Origin of the sequence: Paenibacillus sp. FSL H8-0283, assembly GCF_045040675.1 — a bacterium.
Classification (GTDB): domain Bacteria; phylum Bacillota; class Bacilli; order Paenibacillales; family Paenibacillaceae; genus Paenibacillus; species Paenibacillus amylolyticus.
Genome location: NZ_CP150295.1, coordinates 1,900,193 through 1,922,027, shown reverse-complemented (window position 1 = coordinate 1,922,027; position 21,835 = coordinate 1,900,193). Strand labels below are relative to the sequence as shown.

At 47.5% G+C, this 21,835-nt stretch carries 17 protein-coding genes; 3 read left to right on the top strand and 14 right to left on the bottom strand.

Translation table 11 applies throughout. From position 1 onward, the window contains the following. Positions 1 to 17: 17 nt before the first annotated feature. Both MHI52_RS08815 and MHI52_RS08810 read right to left on the bottom strand, forming a co-directional pair. Entirely contained in the window at positions 18 to 626 is a 609-nt protein-coding gene (locus MHI52_RS08815; protein ID WP_127544531.1) for a DUF1349 domain-containing protein, read from the bottom strand. A 178-nt stretch (positions 627 to 804) separates the two neighbouring features. Next, positions 805 to 1,347 carry a hypothetical protein gene (locus MHI52_RS08810; protein WP_127544534.1) on the bottom strand — a complete coding sequence of 181 codons (543 nt, stop codon included), beginning with the start codon at positions 1,345 to 1,347 and terminating at the stop codon, positions 805 to 807. Between the two features lie 157 nt (positions 1,348 to 1,504). Here MHI52_RS08810 and MHI52_RS08805 point away from each other — a divergent pair, with 157 nt between their 5' ends. Continuing rightward, a complete protein-coding gene (locus tag MHI52_RS08805; protein WP_127544537.1) occupies positions 1,505 to 1,771 on the top strand; it encodes a hypothetical protein in 267 nt (88 codons plus the stop codon). 147 nt (positions 1,772 to 1,918) lie between these two features. Here the strand turns inward: MHI52_RS08805 and MHI52_RS08800 are convergent, their stop codons facing one another. The 10 genes from MHI52_RS08800 to MHI52_RS08755 all read right to left on the bottom strand — a co-directional run bounded on the left by MHI52_RS08800 (position 1,919) and on the right by MHI52_RS08755 (position 15,810). After that, positions 1,919 to 2,881 carry a glycosyl hydrolase gene (locus MHI52_RS08800; protein WP_405158881.1) on the bottom strand — a complete coding sequence of 321 codons (963 nt, stop codon included), beginning with the start codon at positions 2,879 to 2,881 and terminating at the stop codon, positions 1,919 to 1,921. A gap of 28 nt (positions 2,882 to 2,909) precedes the next feature. Continuing rightward, on the bottom strand, positions 2,910 to 3,920 hold the full coding sequence (locus MHI52_RS08795) for a carbohydrate ABC transporter permease (protein ID WP_081745928.1): 1,011 nt from the start codon (positions 3,918 to 3,920) through the stop codon (positions 2,910 to 2,912). A gap of 28 nt (positions 3,921 to 3,948) precedes the next feature. Continuing rightward, positions 3,949 to 4,848 (bottom strand): carbohydrate ABC transporter permease, encoded by a 900-nt coding sequence (locus tag MHI52_RS08790; RefSeq protein ID WP_405158880.1) that lies wholly within the window; start codon positions 4,846 to 4,848, stop codon positions 3,949 to 3,951. Further along, a complete protein-coding gene (locus MHI52_RS08785; RefSeq protein WP_405158879.1) occupies positions 4,845 to 7,430 on the bottom strand; it encodes a DUF5696 domain-containing protein in 2,586 nt (861 codons plus the stop codon). The genes MHI52_RS08790 and MHI52_RS08785 overlap by 4 nt, the downstream gene beginning before the upstream one ends. A gap of 14 nt (positions 7,431 to 7,444) precedes the next feature. Next, the gene (locus MHI52_RS08780) at positions 7,445 to 8,065 is read right to left on the bottom strand and encodes a YIP1 family protein (protein ID WP_074094245.1); all 621 of its coding nucleotides are present in this window, start codon (positions 8,063 to 8,065) and stop codon (positions 7,445 to 7,447) included. Then, complete coding sequence (locus MHI52_RS08775; protein WP_405158878.1) at positions 8,046 to 9,512, bottom strand: gluconolactonase; 1,467 nt, start codon at positions 9,510 to 9,512, stop codon at positions 8,046 to 8,048. The genes MHI52_RS08780 and MHI52_RS08775 overlap by 20 nt, the downstream gene beginning before the upstream one ends. Positions 9,513 to 9,523: 11 nt before the next feature. Then, positions 9,524 to 10,387 (bottom strand): carbohydrate ABC transporter permease, encoded by an 864-nt coding sequence (locus MHI52_RS08770; RefSeq protein WP_017689719.1) that lies wholly within the window; start codon positions 10,385 to 10,387, stop codon positions 9,524 to 9,526. A 2-nt stretch (positions 10,388 to 10,389) separates the two neighbouring features. Then, a complete protein-coding gene (locus tag MHI52_RS08765) occupies positions 10,390 to 11,301 on the bottom strand; it encodes a carbohydrate ABC transporter permease (RefSeq protein WP_047842211.1) in 912 nt (303 codons plus the stop codon). 75 nt (positions 11,302 to 11,376) lie between these two features. Continuing rightward, complete coding sequence (locus tag MHI52_RS08760) at positions 11,377 to 14,304, bottom strand: extracellular solute-binding protein (protein ID WP_405158877.1); 2,928 nt, start codon at positions 14,302 to 14,304, stop codon at positions 11,377 to 11,379. A gap of 126 nt (positions 14,305 to 14,430) precedes the next feature. After that, complete coding sequence (locus tag MHI52_RS08755; RefSeq protein ID WP_282322203.1) at positions 14,431 to 15,810, bottom strand: ABC transporter substrate-binding protein; 1,380 nt, start codon at positions 15,808 to 15,810, stop codon at positions 14,431 to 14,433. Positions 15,811 to 16,500: 690 nt separating this feature from the next. Here MHI52_RS08755 and MHI52_RS08750 point away from each other — a divergent pair. After that, complete coding sequence (locus MHI52_RS08750) at positions 16,501 to 17,541, top strand: LacI family DNA-binding transcriptional regulator (protein WP_235193769.1); 1,041 nt, start codon at positions 16,501 to 16,503, stop codon at positions 17,539 to 17,541. Between the two features lie 119 nt (positions 17,542 to 17,660). Here MHI52_RS08750 and MHI52_RS08745 read toward each other — a convergent pair whose 3' ends face one another. After that, positions 17,661 to 18,839: a DUF4272 domain-containing protein gene (locus MHI52_RS08745; RefSeq protein WP_405158876.1), complete on the bottom strand. Its 1,179-nt coding sequence runs from the start codon at positions 18,837 to 18,839 to the stop codon at positions 17,661 to 17,663. 21 nt (positions 18,840 to 18,860) lie between these two features. After that, entirely contained in the window at positions 18,861 to 20,081 is a 1,221-nt protein-coding gene (locus MHI52_RS08740) for an RtcB family protein (RefSeq protein ID WP_405158875.1), read from the bottom strand. A gap of 288 nt (positions 20,082 to 20,369) precedes the next feature. Here MHI52_RS08740 and MHI52_RS08735 point away from each other — a divergent pair, with 288 nt between their 5' ends. After that, a complete protein-coding gene (locus MHI52_RS08735; protein WP_405158874.1) occupies positions 20,370 to 21,818 on the top strand; it encodes an erythromycin esterase family protein in 1,449 nt (482 codons plus the stop codon). Positions 21,819 to 21,835 lie beyond the last annotated feature (17 nt).

Sequence of the window (21,835 nt, the reverse complement as noted above, 5' to 3'; positions counted from 1 at the left end):
CAACCTTCTGATCGCTGTCATTTTACCCGGCGAACACTTCCGGTCACTCCATGTTGAAGCTGTACGTCTGTAAAAGTAACCGTGGTCCCTTGCCCAATCGGGGATTGGGCCACAATGCCAACTTTGATCTCTTCCGGGCAGTCGAGTCCGAAATAACGAACGAGCTTCCACTTCTCTCCATCTTGAGAATAATGGAAAGCAAAGCTGTTGCCTGCCCGGGCTACACGTAAATAAGGCTTGTTGACGTCTACAGGTGCTGATACACAATCATCCGAGTTACCACGAGTAACAACACTAAGAATAGACGGCTGTTCCTCAAAATACTCAAAGCAGACTTTAGCCCAATTCGTATCGTCCACCCTCACCATCAGGCAGCCGGAGTCATACTGTTCTTTCATATCCACCTGTACTTGAGTCGTGATGCTGAAATCTCCCTTGACTATCGTATGTAAAAATGGAGCTGAAGCTTTCACCGGCTCACCTCCCGGATCAATGAAAAAGTCACTGATTGGTGAAACGGTTATCGTTACTTTGCCGTCTTCAATGGACCAATCTGTTGGCTCGTTCAGCCATCCCAGGTTGGCAGATAATGTTTGACCTGAACAATGTTCGAATAGATTCGTCATGTGGCACACCCTTTGTGTTGGAGTATAAGTTTTCTAATTTCTCTATTTGTATTCGATATGTATCATGGTTAATCCTGTATGTTTTACTCAAATATCCCACCCTCGATATCGTACACTGATATCTCCGCATGATCACTTCTTGCGATCGATAATAAAATCAAAAATCTTCATAACGAGCTCAGTCACGTGTGGAAGGTTGGATAATACGTTCGTCCCAGACTTGTACCTCAATATATCGTTCCGGCCCCTTATCACCTTTACGGTTCCATTCCTGAGGCCAACCATAGAACTGAATAACTTCCATGATTTCATCCTTGGTATAGATCTGCTTACGATAAGGTTTAGCATCGTCAAACCTCATTGTTGGAAACAAGTCCCCGTAGGTAAAACTCACAACTTCAACTGGAAGGTCACCCCATGGAATGATTACATGATCGGGTTCTGAATACCAGGACAACAGCCACTCGCATGCACCGAGCGTCATATAATGGGGATATGATTGTACCGGCTTCCCACCTTTGGCAACAAACTGCTCATAAGCCCTTTGTTCAAGTGTTCTGCGAATTGTCATGTAATCTGCGGGTCGCCGACTTGCAAAGTTCCGTCCCTGAAGACGAATCTTCTGGGTGACTGTTTCTGCTTCATCCGCAGACAGGCTGGAGAGATTTCTGAAAGGACCAAGACTTTGTTCAAAATAATGATAGGCATTCCAGTCGTTCATACATTCTCCTCCTTTGCACAGGATAGAATTGGACTTTCGAAATCAGTTGATAGAAACCATCACTCTTTATTATTAATAAGGTAATTTTATCCAAAATATGATAAACTGGACATACGAGATTACTTCAATAATTTGAATCACAACAGGAGGTCATCCTATGTTTGGTGTTAACGTGAAAAAAGTAGAAGATCAACTGGTCATCCGGTGGCAGTTTTCCAAAATTGAAATTCCCATCGCACATATCACATCGGTCACCCTGGATGATACGTACGGTGGCAGCGAACCATCCGCCATTCGGATCGGTCCAGTTAATGGCACAAGCGAAAGGATTCTGATCCGCACGGTTAATCAATCGTACATTTTATTCACTTCCAGCGTGACTTTACATACCAATATCCAAGCTATGTTGCACCCGTCAAACTAGATGGTTGTTCACCTTCTAATGTTTCAGGGGTGATGGGTTCCATTAACAAATGTGCGCTACCAACAAATGAAGCGTTAGTATTCGCATGAATTCTTACAGCGAATACTAACGCTTCTCTGATTCCAATTCAAGTTGGAAGTGGGGTTCTTATAGCCAACTCCACTTCGGTAACTGATCGAGCGTAATGACCTCTTTGCTATGGTACAATTCCTTCAAAAACGTTAGTTCATTATGCGTCCCGTCTCTCAGGAATCCACCTGTCCAGGTACAGAACCAACTCCAGTGTACATCCTGTTCCTTCATCTGCTTAGGGTCAGGGATGGAACCGTTCTCGGCCAGTGCGATGATTTTGCCGTTCTGTACAAGCTCTCGCAGGTTGGTGTAACGTGCAGCCAGCGGGCTGTGGTCTCCTGCTTCAGGGTACACATCCACACTGACAATATCCACGATATCATCACCCGGGTACCATTCCGGTTTTTCCGAGTTCCAGACCCAGATAAGGTTGTGCAGCTGATGTTCTTGAACCAATCGATCATACAACAAACGATATAACTGTTTGGCAGGTTCGGGGCCTTTCGCTCCCCACCAGAACCACCCACCTTCTGCTTCATGAAGTGGTCGGAATAATACAGGCACACCAGCATCCTTCAACTCTTGCAAGTGAAATGCAATCGCATCGATATCCCGGATCAATAACTGAAATGCTTCCGATTCAGTATCAGCTATCGCGGAGGCAAGATCATAGGTTGTCGCGTCCGTATAGAACCCCCGCCACCACTCTTTACCCGGTTCATCGATCAGATCCGTCGGTGCGTTCCAGTGCCAGCATAATGTCACGATCCCGCCTTGTTTATGCCAGTCTATCGCATCCCGAATCTCTTGGGAGACCGCACCGCGCTCTGTTCTTGATGGCGAATATTCCATGAGATCAAAGCCAATCACAGCTGGTTTCCGGCCTGTATTTTCATTAATCCAGTTTAGATTGCTATAATCCTGCTGGCCTGACAACATCCCTTTTTGATAACGCTCTACCAGGAACGCCATCAGTTCTTTTGCTTCGGGAGTCGTTGCTTTATTCACCGGAACTCTGCTGATCTCACGCACTGTCATCTCTACACCTCCAATTGGATTTAACATGTTAACCCACTACACCAGAACGTTCAATACTCTCCACGAAATAACGTTGCACAAACAGATACAAAATAATCAGGGGTGCAATAGCCAGCAAAATGCCTGTATCCACAATCATCGCCACATAGTTTGGATCGGCCTTGATGCCCGAGTTCGAGCCAAAGCCCATCAGCTGCGGAATCAACTGGTTCGCCTGAGCAGGTAAGGAAGCCACTTTCAGCGAGATCAGTGGACTTTCACTCATGAATAATGCCGAATAGAAGGTATCGTTATACTGCCATACAAACGAGAACAAAATGACCGTAATCAGCGGCGAGATTGCATTGGGCAGCATGATTCGAGCAAACGTTTTGAATCCACCTGCGCCGTCAATCAATGCAGCCTCCTCGATTTCCTTTGGCATGCCCTTGAAGAACTGACGGAAAATATAGATGAACAGCCCCGCCTTCAGCCCTCCCGCTGTAGCAGCCGTGATCATGGAAGGCCAATACGTATTCAGCAGATTGATACCATTTTTTCCAGAGAACAACTGGATGATGCCCATAAAGTCAAAGCTGCGGAAATGCAGATACATTGGCACCATAAGTGTGCTTGTCGGCACCAGAATCGTTAGAATCACAAGGATGAAGAGTACATTACTACCCGGAAACGAAAACCGGGCGAAGCCATATCCGGCAAGTGCACAGGATATCGCTGTCAGAAGCGTTGTGATGGTAACAAACAATAACGTGTTCGCCAGCAGAGGCAGGTAATCCATCACTTGCGCCGCTAGCCGGATATTATCCAATGTAAAGTGCTGGGGAATCATATAGATCGTTGGATTGTAGATATCCTGTTTATCCTTAAACGCAACTGACACTTTGAGAAATAACGGGTACAAAATAATAAATGAAATGCCGATGACCAGTGCATATCTGAATATGGAATAGAGAAGGTCCGATGTTTTGTTTCGCACCCGATGCATGTGATAATTCTGCTTCGGAACTACCACCATGCGATCTGTCCCTGATGCAGCCATAATCTGAAGCCTCCCTTAATGTTAACCGTCAGTTGTAGTGAACCCGCCGTGACAATACCCAGCCCACTACGATCAATACAAGACCAATCACCAGTGTGTACAGCCAGGACATCGCCGAGCTTAAGCCAAAGTTCTGGGTTTTGAATGCGGTTTGGTAGATGGCCTGTGTGACTGGACTCCCGGCAAATGAATCAATGATCGTATAGATGACATTTGTCAGGATCAACGGACTGACCATGGGAAATGTAATTTTCCAGAATGATTCATAAGCTGTCGCCCCTTCGATCTTCGCAACCTCATACATCGATCCCGGTACCGATTGCAGTGCAGCGAGGAAGATCAAAATCTGAACACCTGAGCTGCTAATAATTTGATAGATCCGCATGATGGCTTCAACGATGTAATCCACATAGGCCATCGGCAATCCCACATCCGCCAGCATCCGCACAATGGATACTACGTTGAACGAAGCACCGCCATCGGCTGATGCATCCACCGCACTTGCATCCCCCATTAGATTGATTAATCCCGCAGACTCAGCTGCTGCGACTGCACTGGAAGCCAGAATAACCGGCAAAAAGAAGATTGCACGTGCCATCGTTCTGCCTCTGAACTTCTGGTTAAGCAGTGTCGCCGTAAACAGACTGAAGAACAAAATCATCGGCACATTCAGTAGCATCGCTCCAACGGAGTCGACCAGAATCCGGTTGAACGTCGCATCAACCAGAAGCGCATCCTTGAAATTTTTAAATCCAACGTATTCCAGAACGTACCCGCCCGGAGCAACGGACAGATTACTCAGACTGAATCGAATCGATTGCAGGAGTGGCGTAGCAAAGAGGAAGATGAAACCGAGTAGCCACGGGGAAATAAATGCAAGTCCAAGCAGCGCTCTCCGTGACTTCAGCGATAATCGAATGGTTCTCATCGGTTCACTCCTCCCACCACATAGTCCGTCCCGCCAACCATTGTTCCATCCACGGTTACTGCATCCGCATTGTAATTCACAAGGATGGATGTACCCCCAGTATAAGTGATCCGGACAACGCCATCCTGAATGCGTTCATGCTTGAGAATCTGCTCATTCGCCAGATTTCCCAGCACTTCATTGGCCTGCTTATACAAGGCAACGGCATCATCCACCCAATATGCATACTCCGTTGCGTATGCCGAATCATAATTCGTCAGCTTCAGCCTGGATGATGGTTCATAGGTCCATTGAAAATACGGAGCTGCCCCAAGCTCCAGACTGCGCAGCAACTGTTTGCGGAGATCCTGATCCCCCGACGTGTTCATTGGAGATGCCGCATAGTTCATGTATCCATGAATGACCATCGCATAAAAAGGAACTTCTTCATCGGTAATATTGAACCGACTCGACCCTGCGGGTGCATTCACAACATGTTGTGCACTTCCCCAAGCGTAGCTATTTGCTGCGGATATCATCAGGTTCGGATAGGACTGTTCCAGCTTGCCCAGCTGCTCCTTCACAATGTTCTTCGCCGTCTCCCGATGAATCACCCGACTATCCCGATAATCTGAAGTCAGGACCTGCCCGAGATCACGAAGGGATAATCCACCAAGGCCCAGTTGATTGAATTTGTCAGCAAACTCACTCACTACATAAGGAAGCTTGGCCGCTGAGAGCAAATAATAGCTGTCCTTACTCTGATCCATGCGATTAAGGGCAGGATTGTATGGATACAGTTCCGCTGTCTCCTTTGTTACAAACCGCGCTGCATCCGAGGAAGGAGCAAAGCGCATATCATCGTGATACATGTGCTGGAAAGCCACATCCGGGAACAGAGCTCCACCCGACTGCTCCAGCTTGGTGGACAACGCCTGCAGTTCGGAACGACTGCCCACTTCACTGTCCAACTTCACCTGGGTTGGCGTATGATGACTGATGCCACCGCCAAACCATCCTTGATACCGCATTTGTACACGTGCAACACCATCCTGCTGTAACTTTGCTGCCATTTCTGTAGCCTGTTCGTACGTGGTCATGGCTAAAGTGGTCCGATAGGGTACACTCAGGAACGAAGCCTTTTTATCCACTGCACCAAGCACATCTACATAAAACGGCAACTCCGTCTGTTCTGGGAGCGGCTTCAGTACATCCTGCTCTATCAACTGCTGCTGATACAGGCGGGCCATACCCGAGTAACTGGCATCTTCTCCATGAAGGAAATGATAACGGATCTGAATATCTCCACGGTAAGGCTCTTCGCTAAGTAGCTGAATCTCCTGCATTTTCTGCGAGGTGTACATTTCCAATTCATCCTCCCCCCGCAGGGAGAAGGTCGCATGCACGTGGTTGTAGCTATTCTGTCTGCCTCCAATATCCGCGGAGATACTGGCAATACCGTCCCCTTTTTCAATGACTGCAAACCAGGCATTCTCCCCGTTCTTCAGACCAAACACAGGCATATACGCGGATTCACTAACCTGAGGACGACTGAGCGAATTATCATTTGGATCTGGGCCATAGACACGCTGTACATACTGCTCTTCTTGGGTTTTTCCGTTGTTCAGATGGATCAGACTGCCGGAACCATCAGGTACGAGCATATAACCCTCACCCTTTGTATCCGCAGCACCAAAGTAAGCGAGCAAGTCAATATTCCGAATGCGGTACTGCCCACTTTCTTCTATTTGGCTCAGAGGCACGGTCACAACAAGCGCCCCCTGCTCAAGTCGATATTCCACAGAAATGACAAAGCTGGGCTTATCTGATACAGCTCCGCCTTCAACTCCATTCTCCTGATTGTCAAAAGCCAGATCGTCCGCCGTGTAACCCGCCGTCTCAAAGGCTCCCAGCATCTTGTTCAGCACAAGCTGCTTCGAGATCTGTCCATCCAGCCGTTCCAGAATATCCGGATTGTTCTTGGTTGGATAATATCGGGCAGATGTGTACCTTGCGACAGTAGCATCTAGCTTGGAAAGCACTTTCTCCTCCAGCCGCTGTTTGCTAATCAACTTCGGCAGCGCATCAATGCCAAGTGATGTATCCCCAAGGGTATAATTCACCCGAATCCCCTTGTCAATCTGGCCCACTGCGAATTGTTTGTTGCTAATACTCGAACTGAAATTCGGAAAGTTCTCCAGTGTACCCATCGAATCCCGGAAAGACACATTCAGCTGGGAGGACAGCACCTCTTTTTCATACGCGGAAGCAAGACCGTCCTCAGCCCGTTCTTTCGGGTTGCTGTACCAGATCTCTCCACTTTTCCCGTCACGTACTGCAATTTCCGTTGTCTCCTCGTTATAGTACAGGGCGAGTCCCTGATCTTCAGCGACCAGTTGCATACCAGGCACACCCTGCGAGGAGTCGCTAAGAAACTGCAACGGGTCCTCCGTGACGGGCATGGCTTTGGTTGTCGTATCCAGATAAGCCGCGGCTTCTACGGCAGGAACTCCCCTGTTGTTTATATACAGCAGCCCGGCTGCAATCATGATTACAGCTGTACCACCAGCCAGCACCGTATATAATCGTTGCCTTTTGTTCACGGATGCCGCCTCCTTTAGGTCCGAAAAATCAACTCGCGGTAAATGTTATAACCGAATTCGTACAACTGTTGCAACATGCTGAAGACCAGCGCGCCAAGGAATACGATAATGCCCATCACAATGAGCGTCAGCACCATCGTAATGATTGTTCTAATCACCGTGTACTGGTGTACCGTCATCATGCCAATGAACAGAAGCAGTACAAACCAGAAGAACGCGATACTATTGAACAGATAATAAAAAGCAGTCTCCTCCTGCACCATAAAACGGCTGATCACGATCATTGGGGCATAGATCAGAATAACCGGAATGAGCGAGTAACCTGTCGCCAGAACGATTTCCTTGAACTTGCCTTCCCCTTCCATCAAAGTTGTTACCGCCCAGTTGGCCATGCACCATAGAAAGAAAGGTACTGCAACCGTGGCGATTTCGATGATGCTATTAATCGTACGAGGATCGATGTAATTAACGAGAAATCCTGCGTACTGCTTTTGCAAAACCATCATAACAATGGTAAGCGCCAATGCTGCAAAAGCAACAAACAGCCGTCCCCGGTTATCCGACTTGAGGTCCCAGAATGCATCAATGGGGTGAAAAATGAGATGCAGCGGAAACTTAATGAAATCCTGCTTCACGATCAACCTGCCTCCTCCGTCTCCATTTAACCGCCACCCGGGTCAGGATCAGAATGACAATCAGCGCGATTACAGCGGTCAGGAATGTACCAAAATGTTCCTTCATCATCTCCCGCCGATGCCTCTTGAACGCGACAGAATAACTCTTGCGGTCCATTCCAAGTTCGAAGTAACCTAGCGCTTCCTCGTTTTTCTTCTCCATTAATAAGGACTTGCCGATACCGATATAAGCGATGTCATAGTTGGCATTCAGCTTAAGCACTTCTCTCCATAAATTCACTGCCTCCGTGTCCTCGCCCCGATAGTGGAGTGCCACCGCCTCATTCACACGGGCACCAAAACGGGTTGGCTCATAGACAACAAGGTTGTTCTTGCCCCGATCCAGAATCAAGTGATGCTCACCCGATTGTTCAATGGCGACAGGTGTTTTGAGCGTCCCCACCTGATTTCCTTTGCCACCGTATATGTAGAGCAGATGACCTTCATCGTCGTACGTGAACACCCGGTTCTGTGTCGCATCCAATACACTGTACATGCCGTCGCCCAGCACTTTCACATCGATCAGTTTGGATGGACCCGGATTGTTGCGGAACCGGATATCGCCTTTGACATCGTAATAACCAAACCGTTTCAGTACATCTTCACCAGACGGGTTAAGCCGCTTAATCGGTTCATTCGAGCCGGGATCAATATTCGTTGCATACACAAATCCTTTGTGGTCGATATCTGCATTGGAGAACTCCGTTGGGACAAACAGGACCATCTGTGCGCGCTGGGCTTTGGTCGATAACATTCGCCAGATATATTCGCCGTAGTCCCGCTCCACTTTGTTCGTACCGACGTATCCGATAAATTTCCCACTCTCGTCAAACTGCATAATCCCTTCGTAGACCCCCTGCGCCACAACGTACACTCGGCCTACATGGTCAACCGTCAGCTTCAAAGGCTGGAACTGGAATTGGGTCGATAGGATATCCGACTCGGGCTTCGTGATGGTTTGAATCAGCGGCCCTTCTCCATCCAGGACAACCACACGACTGTTGCCTGTATCGGCGACGTATATGCGTTCTTGCTCATCCACGAATAATCCGCCCGGAAGGTTAAAGGTCTCCTTGCTGCCATCCATCATGAATCCATCGATGACGCGCAGCAGCTTAAAGTCTGGGTCCAATACAACAATTCGGCTGTTGCCGCTATCCAAAATGTAGATCAACCCGGAGGGTGAAACGTTCACATCACCGGGGTCTTTGAACTCACTAATGCCGAGGTCACGGCCTGATATGGTACGCTCGGGCAGATAGGCATCTGGTGAAGGAACAGCCTCTTTCCAGTAGTTGTAGTTATAACTCTCATACGGCGCCGGGGAGGCCGCCGCAGGCACGGCATTCACCAGCAGCAGAGATACTGCCGCCAAGAGAACAAGCCATCTTTTCACTGTGCGTGCCATATCGTTCCCCCTTAATCCTTCATGCCCGAGCTCGCCATCGTCTCAATGATTCGGCTCTGAGAGAAAATAAATAGCGTGATCGGCACACTCATCAAAATCAGTGCTACCGCAGCACCCGCTCCTGCCCGGGATATTCCGCCCTGAATAATCTGCCCTGCTGCATAATGCAGGGTCTTGAGCTGTTCACTATAGATGTATCCATTGCCATCACTGCCCCATAACATCTGGAACAGCAGTATGATCAATGTCAGCCAAGCTGGTTTCACATTGGGCATGACAATGGACCAGAAGATCCGGTATTCACTGGCACCATCAATCTTGGCCGCTTCCAGCAGCGCATCCGGGATCTGCTCCATGAACTGTTTCATCAGATACAACCCGAGTGAATAGGCAAATGCCGGAATAATGACGGCCCAGTAGGTGTCGATCCATCCGAGCCATGACATGATCATATAGTTCGGAATTGCCGTTACCGCAGGTGTGAACATCAGTGACAGTACGACCACTTGGAACATGAATACTTTGCCCGGAAACTTGTGTTTGGCAAGTGGGTACGCCGCTGCGGAAGCTAGCAGTACATGGCCTACGATACCGATGCCTGTAATAAATACCGTGTTGAATATATAACGTGAGAAAGGCACCCACGAGTCACTAAGCAGATTCAGCAGATCTGTAAAGTTGCTGAACGTCGGATTTTTGACAAACAGCGTTGGTGGAAAGGTGAAAATCTCATCCAATGGTTTGAAAGCATTGTTGATCGCATAGATCAACGGTAGCACCATGAAGGCACCAAATACGAGCAGAAGGGCAAACAGGGAGAGGCTTCCCGATAGCGAGCGATTCACCCGCTTTTTGCCTGTCGCAATTGCAGCCATAGCTATTCTCCCACCCTTCGAAGCAGTTTCTGGACCAGCAAGTTGGTGCCCACCATAATCATGAACAGCACGGTGGCAATTGCTGATGCATACCCCATCTCAAACCGCGTAGTACCAAAGTCGATCAAGTGGGTCACCACAGTCTCTGCTGCATAGTTCACACTTGGGAACCCGGCCAGCGCGATCGACACATCAGCCACGGCAAACGAGGTTGTCAGCTGAATGACTGCGCCGAACATCAACTGTGGACGCATCGAAGGCAGGGTAATGTACCATAGTTCCTGCCAGCGATTCTTGATCCCATCCACCGCTCCCGCTTCGTACAATGTCCGGTCCACCGTCTGCAAACCAGCGATAAACGCCAGAAATCCGGTTCCGAGACTCAGCCATAGCTGCACGAGAATGAGAATAGGCATAATGTAGGCTTCCGTCTTCAGCCACTGGATTGGCTCCAGCAGAAAACCCCATTTGATCAACAGCCCATTGGCAATACCATAACGATCTCCCGAGAAGATCATCAGCCAGATAAAATACACATTGCCCGAAATGGAAGGCGCGTAGAAGATCAGCGTCATGAACGCTCTCCATTTCGGTGTTAACTCATTAATGATCCACGCGAAGACAAAGCAAGCAATATAACTGATCGGTCCGGTAATGATGGCGAACAACAACGTATTCTTGATTGCAATCAGGAATACATCATCCTCCAGAAACAGGCGAGTATAGTTCTGCCAGCCAATAAAACGCGGGAATTCCAGCATGTTAAAGTAGGTGAAGCTGAGTATGATCGAGATGACAACCGGAATCACGGTAAACATGAGGAACAGGAGCATATAAGGTGCAAGCAGAACATAGGAATGTTTGCTGGCCTTCATTTCCTGGAGCTTCCAGCTCCACCACGATTTCATGCCCATCCTTGACGCTTTCTCAGGAGGACTGTTTTGTCCGTCTCGGAGTGATATTTGTGGCACGATTAACCCTCCCTCTGCTTACGGAAGACCAAATTCATTACGTTTGACTCGAATCTCGTCCTGAATATATTGGGTATAATCCATGATGGATTCCCTGGCTTCCACTTGGCCAACAACGGTTTTGTAAAATGCATTGAACAGATGGCGGCCTGTAAAATAACCACCGGGTACTTCAGGAATGCCCTTCACCGTTTCGAATTGTGCCTTGAGATTGGCGTAATCCTCCGCAGGCCACGGCAGGGAATCCAGCGCCTTGATGTTGGCCGTTGGATACCGGGCAGCGGCACCCATCAGCCCTTCCATCTCCCGCCCGAATTCAGCTTGAATCGGTGTACTGGTCCACCACTTCATGAACTCCCACGCCGCATCCTGATCCTTGGCACCCTCCAGCATCATGACTGCGCTGCCTCCACCCGGTACGTCCCGATTCAAGGTTCCATCCGCCTGAACAGTTCCCGGGACAGGAACGAATCCCCATAGTCCGCGAATCTCCGGTGCAAAAACGGACAACTGGTTGTACATCGTGTAATCCGTTAGTCCAATAGGCATCTGTCCTGTACGGAAACGGTTGGCAAAATCATATTCCCGCTCCAGCTTGTAATCGGTATAGAACTCCGTCCACTGCTTGAACGTCTCAATTCCGATCCTTGAATCCAGATCCGATTCCTTGTCATCGTTCCGATAGAAAGCACCGCCGTTCTGAAGCAGCATTGTGGCATACTGCGAGTTCGGCGGAATATTGACACCTTGCATATTCGCCTGGGTCACAATCGGCATACCAAATTCCATATGATTTTTGCTCAGAATCGCGAGCAGAGCTTCAACATCCTCCCAGTTTTGAGGCACTTCAAGTCCGAGTTCTTCGAGCACGTCTTTACGATAAAATAGCATGTTAAAGGTCTGCGTTTCCGGCAGGGCATATACACCTGAATCATAGGCATATGGCACGATTGCACTTTCCCTGAACTCCTGTTCCACGGTGCTATAATCACTGAATTGCGTCAGATCTACAGCCGAGTTCCGCATCGCAAAGTTCACCGGCAGATCATTGCCGATCTGCATCGCTACATCCGGTCCTTCACCGGACAAAGTCGCTGGTAGCAAGGTTCCCATATTCACCAGCTTCAGATTGACATTGATACCACTGTCTGGTGTGAAGGTCTTGTCAATCATCGCTTTCATCGTATTCGCCTGATCACGTCCGCTACCAATCCAGACGGTTACCGTACGCTGATCTTCAGATGTAGCTACATTACCAATCTGGTTATAATCAATGAAGAACGAATGATAGAATATCTTCGCTTCATGACCAAGCTTGGCAAGTGGCCCCATACCTGTTCCAGGAATATCGCGGTCAATCGAAGTGACGTACAGTGCATCGATTTCAAGGGGCTGCTCTCGTGCCTGCTGCACCCATGTGCCGAGACCGCCTGTATTGGTTTTATAAGCCGCAAGCCGTCTTGGAATGGTATCTGGCTTGTCAATCATCTCGTCCAGTTGCAGCGCCATCGTCTTAATCAGTGCTTCCTGATCGCTGGACTGTCCTGACAGAAGACGAAGCTGTGCGGCCACGTCCTTGAGACGTTTACTTTCTCCGCTGAATACTTCCAGCAGGTTCGGAATCTGTTTTTCCACCCGGTAATCACGGAATTCATCAGGCTTGGTGCCTGTAATCATCAGAATACGTCGGTACATGGAGTTCAAGTTGTACAGACTGTCCTCCACATTGCGGATAAGCGGTGCGAAGTCCCCGAGGCTGTTCTCCAGCCGCAGCACATGTTTTCCTTTTTCCATGTGAAACTTGTATGCTTCCTTGCCGCCCATCACGTCAATACGATAGTCACTTTCATAACGGAAAGGTGCTTTCGCCATCTCTGCAAACGGAACTTCACCATCGATGGTCAGTTTGCGTGTAGAATAGATGCCTTTGACAAAATTCTGCTGTGCGGTAAAACCGATATGATAAAGTCCACTCTCAGGCACATCCACTTCCCATTCAATCCATTGTCCTGGCAGACGCCAGTTAAAGCCGCCAATCGTATTGATGCGTACTTGGGAAGCGCTGTAAGGAGATACAGCAGAACTTGACCTCTCGCTGGTCGGGTATAACGTAGGTGAAGATTTGGCAATCGCGACTTCTCCTTCAATGCGAATAAGTACATCCTTCGGCTGCCCGGAGGAATCCGACTGTTTTGCACCTGCAGTTTCCCCGTAAGGAACAGCTGTCTTCTCATTGAAAAGGCGAATGGACCGGATCACCATGGGTTCACGCGATGATTTTAGCGTTAGCGTGTGTTCCCCTTTTTCCAAATAAAACTTGAATGGAGTCTGTTCGTACCCGTCGGAGTCCTGAAACGTTTCTTCCAGCCAGCGTGGTTGCTCCACTTGTCTCGGGCGAAGGTCATTGCCTTGGTTATCCTGTTCAACGACATCTTTCTCATTCGCCCATACCCGGTCAAACTGCAAATAGGCGGCTTCCGCAAAAGGAAGTTCACCATCAATGTACAATGCACGCTCAATGGCCGAACTCTTGCCTTCTACGGGAAAATAGATTGCGGACAGGTTATACAGCCCGGTCTCCGGCACATTAATCGTCCAATCGACTTGTCCGGTCTCTCCGGTATGGAGAGATACACCATCCATTCCTTCATAATTAGTCAGTTTGCGGACGTCTTCACCTTCGGCTTTTATGTAATCTCCTGCTTCAATGGTGATGTCCACATTCGGCTGTGTAGCCTGATCCGTTCCGGATCGATACTGTTCGTATCCCTTTTTCTGCCGGGTCTGCTGCAAGACTGCATCCACTTCAATGGCAGGCAGACTGCCAGGTGGAATGTTTGCACTCTTTCCATCAGCGCCGGAAGTTACATATAGAATGATGCAGGCTGCCGCCACGATGAATACTGTGGACAATATCCATGTCTTACGTTGTAGAATTCCAGCCATCCTACGAGTCCTCCTCATCAAGGCTGATGCCAGCAATGCCGATTTGGTGGTTCAGGAAAAGGGGCTCCGTGCAACATTGCCGACACGAGCCCCCCTGCCTGAATCGTTTGCTGGTGATAAGTGTTGTTATTGTTTGCCGAGTTTATCAATTGCAGCTTGTGCCTGTGCTTTGTATTTCTCGGCTGTTGCTGTCACGGAAGCATTGTTTTTGATGATATCGTTCACATAATCCCCGAAAGGGTATCCTGTGTAGGCATCATCCAGCAAGATGCGGCCGGTTCCAGCGATGTGCTCGCGAATGATCGCAATATCCTTCTCGTCGGTATAACGACTCTCCAGATAATCTTGACCTGGATACTCTTCAATCTGCGGGATGTCGAAGGTCTCTTCATAGATTTGGTAGACAATCTTTGGATCTTCCACACCTTTTGGAATGAATTTTGCCGATGCCGCGTTGTTTGCATACGTTACCTCTTTGCTACCCTGTGGCCCGTTCGGAATCGGCACAACACCAACAGCAAAGGTGAGATCGCCCAACTGCCATTCAGCAGCGGTGAACAGAGCTACATCTCCATCTTTGAACGTATTGCTTTCCTCCCAATTGGTTTTGTCGCCGGTTTTGACCTTCACGACATTTTCCACGTTATACAGGCGTTTGACGAATTCGGCAGCTTCAATCGTTTTCGGATCGGACAATCCTTCTTTGCTATTGGTATCATCCACGATCGTTCCACCATTGGCTGCGGTAAAATGACGAACGACATCAAGCGCCCAGCCAGAAAATCCGTATACGTCAGTTTTGCCGTCGTTATTGGTATCTTTGGTTGCCTGTTTGGCAAGTTCCATGAATTTGTCCCAATCCCATTTGCCTTGGTTATACAGTTCTTGAGGATCAGGCAAAGATAATTTTTTGAACAAGTCACGGTTATAGTGAAGTCCCAGACCAATGCTGGTTGGAGATTCGAAGGCATATTCGTTGCCTGCAATGGCAGGAAATTTTGCAATCAGGTTAGCCTCTTGGTTGATGTTATTCTCAGGTGTAGTGAATTCGGAGATGGGCAATAATTGCCCTTTGAGGATGGCGGGTAGTGCGGATTTGTACTCCATCTGAACGATGTCGGCGAACGGTTCGCCAGCCAGTGCAGACGTTGTGAATTTGTTCATGTATTCTTCAAAAGGTACGTTAACAAACTCCAGTTTTACGTTGTATTTCTTCTCAACCTCTGCAATTTTATCAAGTCTGGCCTTATCGGAGGCCGTCTCTCCCGCCGGTTTCAAGTCCCACCAGGCCGCGACCTTGATGACACGTCCACCCAGATCAGGAACATTAACCACAGCTTCTTCCGCTCCGCCCTCTTTCTCTGTCTCAGCGACTTCGGTGCTGTTACCTGAGTTCGTTGTTCCCTCTGCTTCGGTCCCCGTCTGCGCTGTCCCCCCACCACTGCAAGCGGATACAAAAAGCATCACGGCCAATAACATCAGAGGCAGAACATTCCATCTTCTCATCATGATTTTAACAACCTCCCCGAATGTGTATACCAATCATGGTTCACCCTAAATCGTTAACCCCATTCATCAACCAATCGAAAATAAAAAACCACCACCATTTGTTATTTCTTTGTTTGCTTTAGACAAACAAAATTTAACACAGCAAAATGTAAGCGTCAACATTTTTGTTGTTAACATTTTCTTATTTCTCTGATAAAATGTTGATTAAGCTGTAATATTCCTGTATCACAGCTTATTCAAAATCCTGGACTCTGAGTACAAACATATTAAACCTTAATTCTAACTTTGTTTATTTTGTTATTTTTATAAAATAACAAAATAATAATTAAGCAGACAAATTTCGTCATACTATCTGAAAATATGCTTACCGTCACGTTGAACGTTCATCCTAAAATACTGTGCATCACTAACATTTTGAATTCTCTGTCCGTTATTAGATTAAGAGAAATACATCATGTTATACTAGGGCGTGTCTTAAATCTCACTTAAGGGCATCTTTCACCGCCTTTTCGCCCCCTGCTGCGTCACTTTCTCTTGACGTACCCCGGTACGCCTGCGAAAAAGTTCCTGGCCTGGAACGAAAATTCGGCAAAATCTGCTCCTTTCGGAGTTATAAGATACGCCCCGGGATCAGTTGGATATCGCTCCAAATAAGGAATACGGCAGAACTACGAGTGTAAGGATGGTATGATGAAGACAAAGGTAACAATTCAGGAGATTGCACATTTTACGGGTTTGTCGAAATTCGCGGTGTCACGAGCTTTGTCTGGAAAATCGGGAGTTAGCGATCAAACGAGGGATGTCATTCTCAAGGCCGCTGGCAAACTTGGATATTTCAAAGATAACAGCATGTTGTCTGGTGAACTGTATAACAGCCATGAACTTCAGGAACCAAAGAACACACGTTCAAGCGGAACGATCTTGATTTTGTTCCCCAATGTTCGGTACCAAAATCAAGACTCCGTATACTGGGGCCCCGTCTTTAACGGGATCTCTTCCAAGCTGAACCAAAAAGGGATTAATATTCTGACCTTAACGGAACCCTCAGCAGACCAGCTATTTACCCTACTCAACCCGGATGCCATTCGAGGGATCATTACCGTTGGCTCTATCTCGACCCCGATTCTGCTTGAAATCAAGCGTCTCAGTATTCCGGTTGTGATGGTGGATCATCTGGACCCTGTTTTTCACAGTGACAGCATATTCACCGATAACTTCGCATCCATGCGAGAGATCATGCTCTATTTGCTCCGTAAGGGTTTCAAAACATTCCAGTTCGTTGGCAATATCGGGGATGCTCATAGCTTCTATGAACGCTGGATTGCGTATACTTCTGTGCTTATGGGTCATGGGATGGAAATACATCAGATTCCCGAGCTGAGTAATCAGGCATTGGATGAGTTCCGCCAGACGTTCACTTCGGTGATCAGTGAGGATAACCTGCCTGAAGTGTTTGTATGTGCGAATGATTTCTATGGGCTATACACCATAGAAGCCCTTGAGAGTATGGGTATTCGTGTACCCGATCAGTGTGTTGTCACGGGATTTGATAATCTATACGACAATATCCCATTACTTGCCACAGTTAATGTGAACAAGGAGTTACTCGGTGCGCGTGCAGTGGATCAGATGTTATGGCGCATTGCGAATCCAGAGAGCAATGTCGAGAAAAAGTTGATTCTTGCTGATGTCATTATTCGTGAACAGTTTGGCAGACATAGTGGGTAATATGGCAGAATATCAAATACCCCTTTAACCGTATTTGTGCGGCTAAAGGGGTATTTGCATTGTTGTATGTTGTGTCATTTTTATTGTTTATTTACAATAGGCCGTCACATCATCCCGTTCTACGTATCTGTACGCACATCATCCCACGCCAGATCCAGATAACAGATCAGCCAGTTCAATGCACGGTGACGTTCATAAGCCACTCCACCATTCAGGCCAGCGGGAGGTGTTTTGTCATTCACCCGACTATCCACGCACACCCAGTTATAACGGTAGATCAGATCTGCTTCATCCAGAATCTCGCTTTTGTTACGCAGAGATGCATCGGAGAGAAAGTCGGTAAAACTATCCTTCTGCTGCAAATAACCGACATCCTTCCCTACGTTACATAACTCCGTTGGTGCACCTAGTTCCTTCACATAACCAAGCGCCCACAACATTACGTGGTACGCTTCATATCCCCAAGAGAAGGAGATAATCTCCTGCTGCTCTGCTCCGTGCTGGTCGATAAACCTCTTCTCTGCGGGTGAGAAAAAGGATTCAGCCTCATACTTGTCGATCACTTCCTGAACCAGTGCTGCGGTATCATCCGCACTTTCGCCGGCTCCCAGACACTCACCCTTAAGCGCGGCAAGACATAGGGCAACCGCACGACGCGCGACTTCCTCTTTACTCCGAATCGTGGTGTGCTCGTCTCCGGCCCTTACGGGCAAGTTCGCATTATACGGAATGCCTTGTTCAGTCAACAGTTGCTCTGACCGCGCTTTACGTTGAATGCCCGACTCCGACTGCGGTCTGTTACCGTCAAGGAAACTGGTGTGCGCTGTCACCTTGTAATCCTCCACCTCAGATTCTCCATTCACATCCAGCAATAGCTGACCTTGTGCATTCAGCAGAGATCCACCTCCCCAGAAGATAACAGCATCCAGCGCATCAGCCAACCGTAATAACTCGCCGAAGAATTCTTCCGAGATATCCTCTTCCGTCTCAATACCAACCACCATGTTCAATGTGGAACATTTGATCAATACCTTTTCCTGGAGCGAAGCATTGCGCCCTTTAATCTGACCCAAAAATCCAAGCATCCCCTGAATCATTGTCGTAAATTCCTCAGGATGTGTCTGGCTGGTCATGATATTAAAGCCTTTGGTTTTCTTACTGAGCCATTTTTTCTGAGTCACTTGAATATGGGTCTTGTCTTCCCGGCGTTCAATCGTATCCTCAGGATAAATGGATTGAATCAATTCAAACAGCTGATCCAGGTCAAACTGAGAGCTATATATCGCACAATTCCTCATGAAGTTCACCCTCTTTTCTAACTAATCCTTATACGGATCGAATTCATTACCTCCGGCCATGGCGACACCAACGGGACGCAACACATGGTTGATCTTCAGCGTATTCGCATGTGCGTTCAGTACGTCTTGCAGTTTCTTGTACACAAACGGACTTTCGTCTGTGCCCGCTCCCCGCAGTTCGACACCATAGGCACGAATCGCCTCATGCATCTGTGCTTCGCTAATCTCACCGCCCATGCGTGTGCGCAGCTTGTAATTCATTTTGCCAGCCGCCTGGGTTCGACTCATCGTGCGCCCTGCCCCATGTACGGTGCTACGGAATGACTCGGTGTTCTCCTCGCTGTGGATCCCTTCCACAATTACCGAGATATCCCCCATACTGCCTCCGACAAAACCGAGTTGCCCGGGTGCAAGTGGCGTTGCACCTTTGCGGACCACAACTACCTCTTCACCCATGTGTTGTTCCTTCCAGGCAAAGTTGTGATGGTTATGTACGGCGTATTCAGCACTTGCCCCCAGAATACCGAGCACCTGTTCAATAACATAGTCGCGTCCTGCATAGGCGTATCGGCCCGCCAAAGTCATTCCATCCCAATACATATCACCCATTTCGCTGTTCAGGTCAAACAACGTAGGCGGTTGATCCATCGATTCGCCAGGAGCTTTGCCACTGAACTGACGTCCTGCCGCAAGGTTAAGGAATCCACTCGCCACTTTATGACCGAACCCGCGGCTGCCAAAATGATTTGCAATCCACACCTTCCCCGTTGCCTCTTCTACAAAAATATCCACGAAATGATTGCCACTGCCTACGGTTCCGAGTTGGTTGCGTGCAAGTGTCTTCAGCTTATGTTGTAATCCCGGTTCAATGGTATCAAACAGCTTCCAGCTCGCGTCGTCGAACAGCTCATGATCCACGGGTGTTGGGTTGTTACGACCCACGCCGAAAGAAATGGTCGAATTGATGTCATCCATAATCGTTACAATCTGATCCCGAATCTCATCCCACATCAGATTTGTGCGCACAGCCTTGTTGCCACAGGCAATATCATATCCGACACCTGACGGGCTGATCATATTCCGATAAGCGACAACACCGCCGATGGGTTGCGAGTAACCTTTGTGATGGTCGGCCATCAGAGCCACACCCAATACATCTCCATATTGCGAGCAAGTCACCGCCTGACTTACGGCGTTCTCCAGCGGCTCCCCCCAGACTTTAATGTTATCTACGATACGCATGATTGTGTTAACCTCCTATGTACTCTTCTTAACTCGTTTAATTTAATCCATTCTATCAGAACTCTGACTCTGAGACACGAAATCCGTATATGGGGAGTATAGGCCAGCTACAGAGAGCCAATTCCATATATATATGGCCTGCTCCCATCATCCTAAATTCACTAGATAAGTCCCAACATTTGCAAAAATACAACATTAGTACTAACATTAAATATAGTGTAATTAAATCCATATATAGCCTTTATCTCAATCATTTTCATTTTATTCACTATTAAAGGAGGTATTTATTTGTATCATTTCAGAAAAAGGAAAAGAAAAAGAGTTGCCGCTCTTACATTAACCACAGTTATTTTGGCTACTGCAACGTTGTTTCCCACAGGGCAAGTCCATGCCCAATCTTCCATCGAGACCATACAGGGTCATGTGACTGAAGTACAGACAGCAAGAACATCAGATGAAAAAATTGAACTGTGGAAACAATGGGCCAGAGAACATGCTTACCGGATAAAGAGTATTACACCTGTTCATGAAGATATTGAGAGTAATAGCTTTACAGACTTGGATATGTTAAAACCACTGCTCCAGGATAAACGAATCGTATTTCTGGGTGAAAGTTCCCACGGAGTAGCAGAATTCAACTTAGCTAAAACCCGATTAATTCAGTTTCTACATAAAGAGATGGGCTACAATGTGCTCGCCTTTGAGAGTGGTCTCTCTAATACATCACTATCTAACGCCATAATAAATCAAAAAAGCGCAGAGCAAACAATGCAAAGCTCCATTTTCGGCGTCTGGTGGTCCAAAGAAATTTTACCCTTGTTTGATTATCTCAAAACGAGTGCTCAAACTGAACAGCCATTAATTCTGACGGGTTTTGACATGCAACTGCAATCCCCCCTACTTGATGGTCACTGGCTGAAAGATCAGAAACTCGCCAAACAACTAGCACAAACAGAAAAACAATTGTCCGAGTTTTATATCGGGGCTGACCTTCAATCCTACCGTGCAAAGAAACAGGAAATGATTCAAACTTACAAAAATATTTTAAAATCACTGCAATCCAAAGAGAACCAAACCTATCTGCAACAAGAATATCCCAATCATCCGGAACTATCCAAGTTGCTGGAACGAAGCCTCGAAGATCGAATTCGTATGGCTCAGGAGTATATTGAAATTTCTATCCGTTCCATGATTGAATTGGAGGAAGGGAAGATGGATGCATTTCTGGACTCCCTTGTTTGGCGGGATAAAGCCATGAATGACAATCTGATCTGGTTAGCTACGGAAGTATATCCGAACGAAAAGTTCATTGTGTGGGGTCATAACGATCATATACGTAAAGCAAACAGCAAAGTGATGGATTCTTCATATCCAGTTCCACTAATGGGAGAGATCTTCCCCGAGGAATTGAGAGAAATCAGCTATGTTCTGGGGTTATATGCTTCAAGTGGACAAACAGCGGATAATGCAGGCGAAGTTCACAATGTCGAACCAGCGTTGCCTGGTTCAATTGAAGCTATCATGTCTGCGACAAATACACCCTACAGTTTCCTTGATCTTCGTTATCAAAAAAGAGAAGCAGGGAACGCCTGGATGTTCGAACCTCGATTTGCTTATAGCTGGGGCATATATCCAGAGAGCTTTGTTCCAAAAGAGCAGTTTGATGGTATTCTCATGATCGACAATGTTCATCCACCTCAATATATGAGATTCAACTCGTCTAACTCGAAAGAGTAATTGTAAAGTAAGATCAC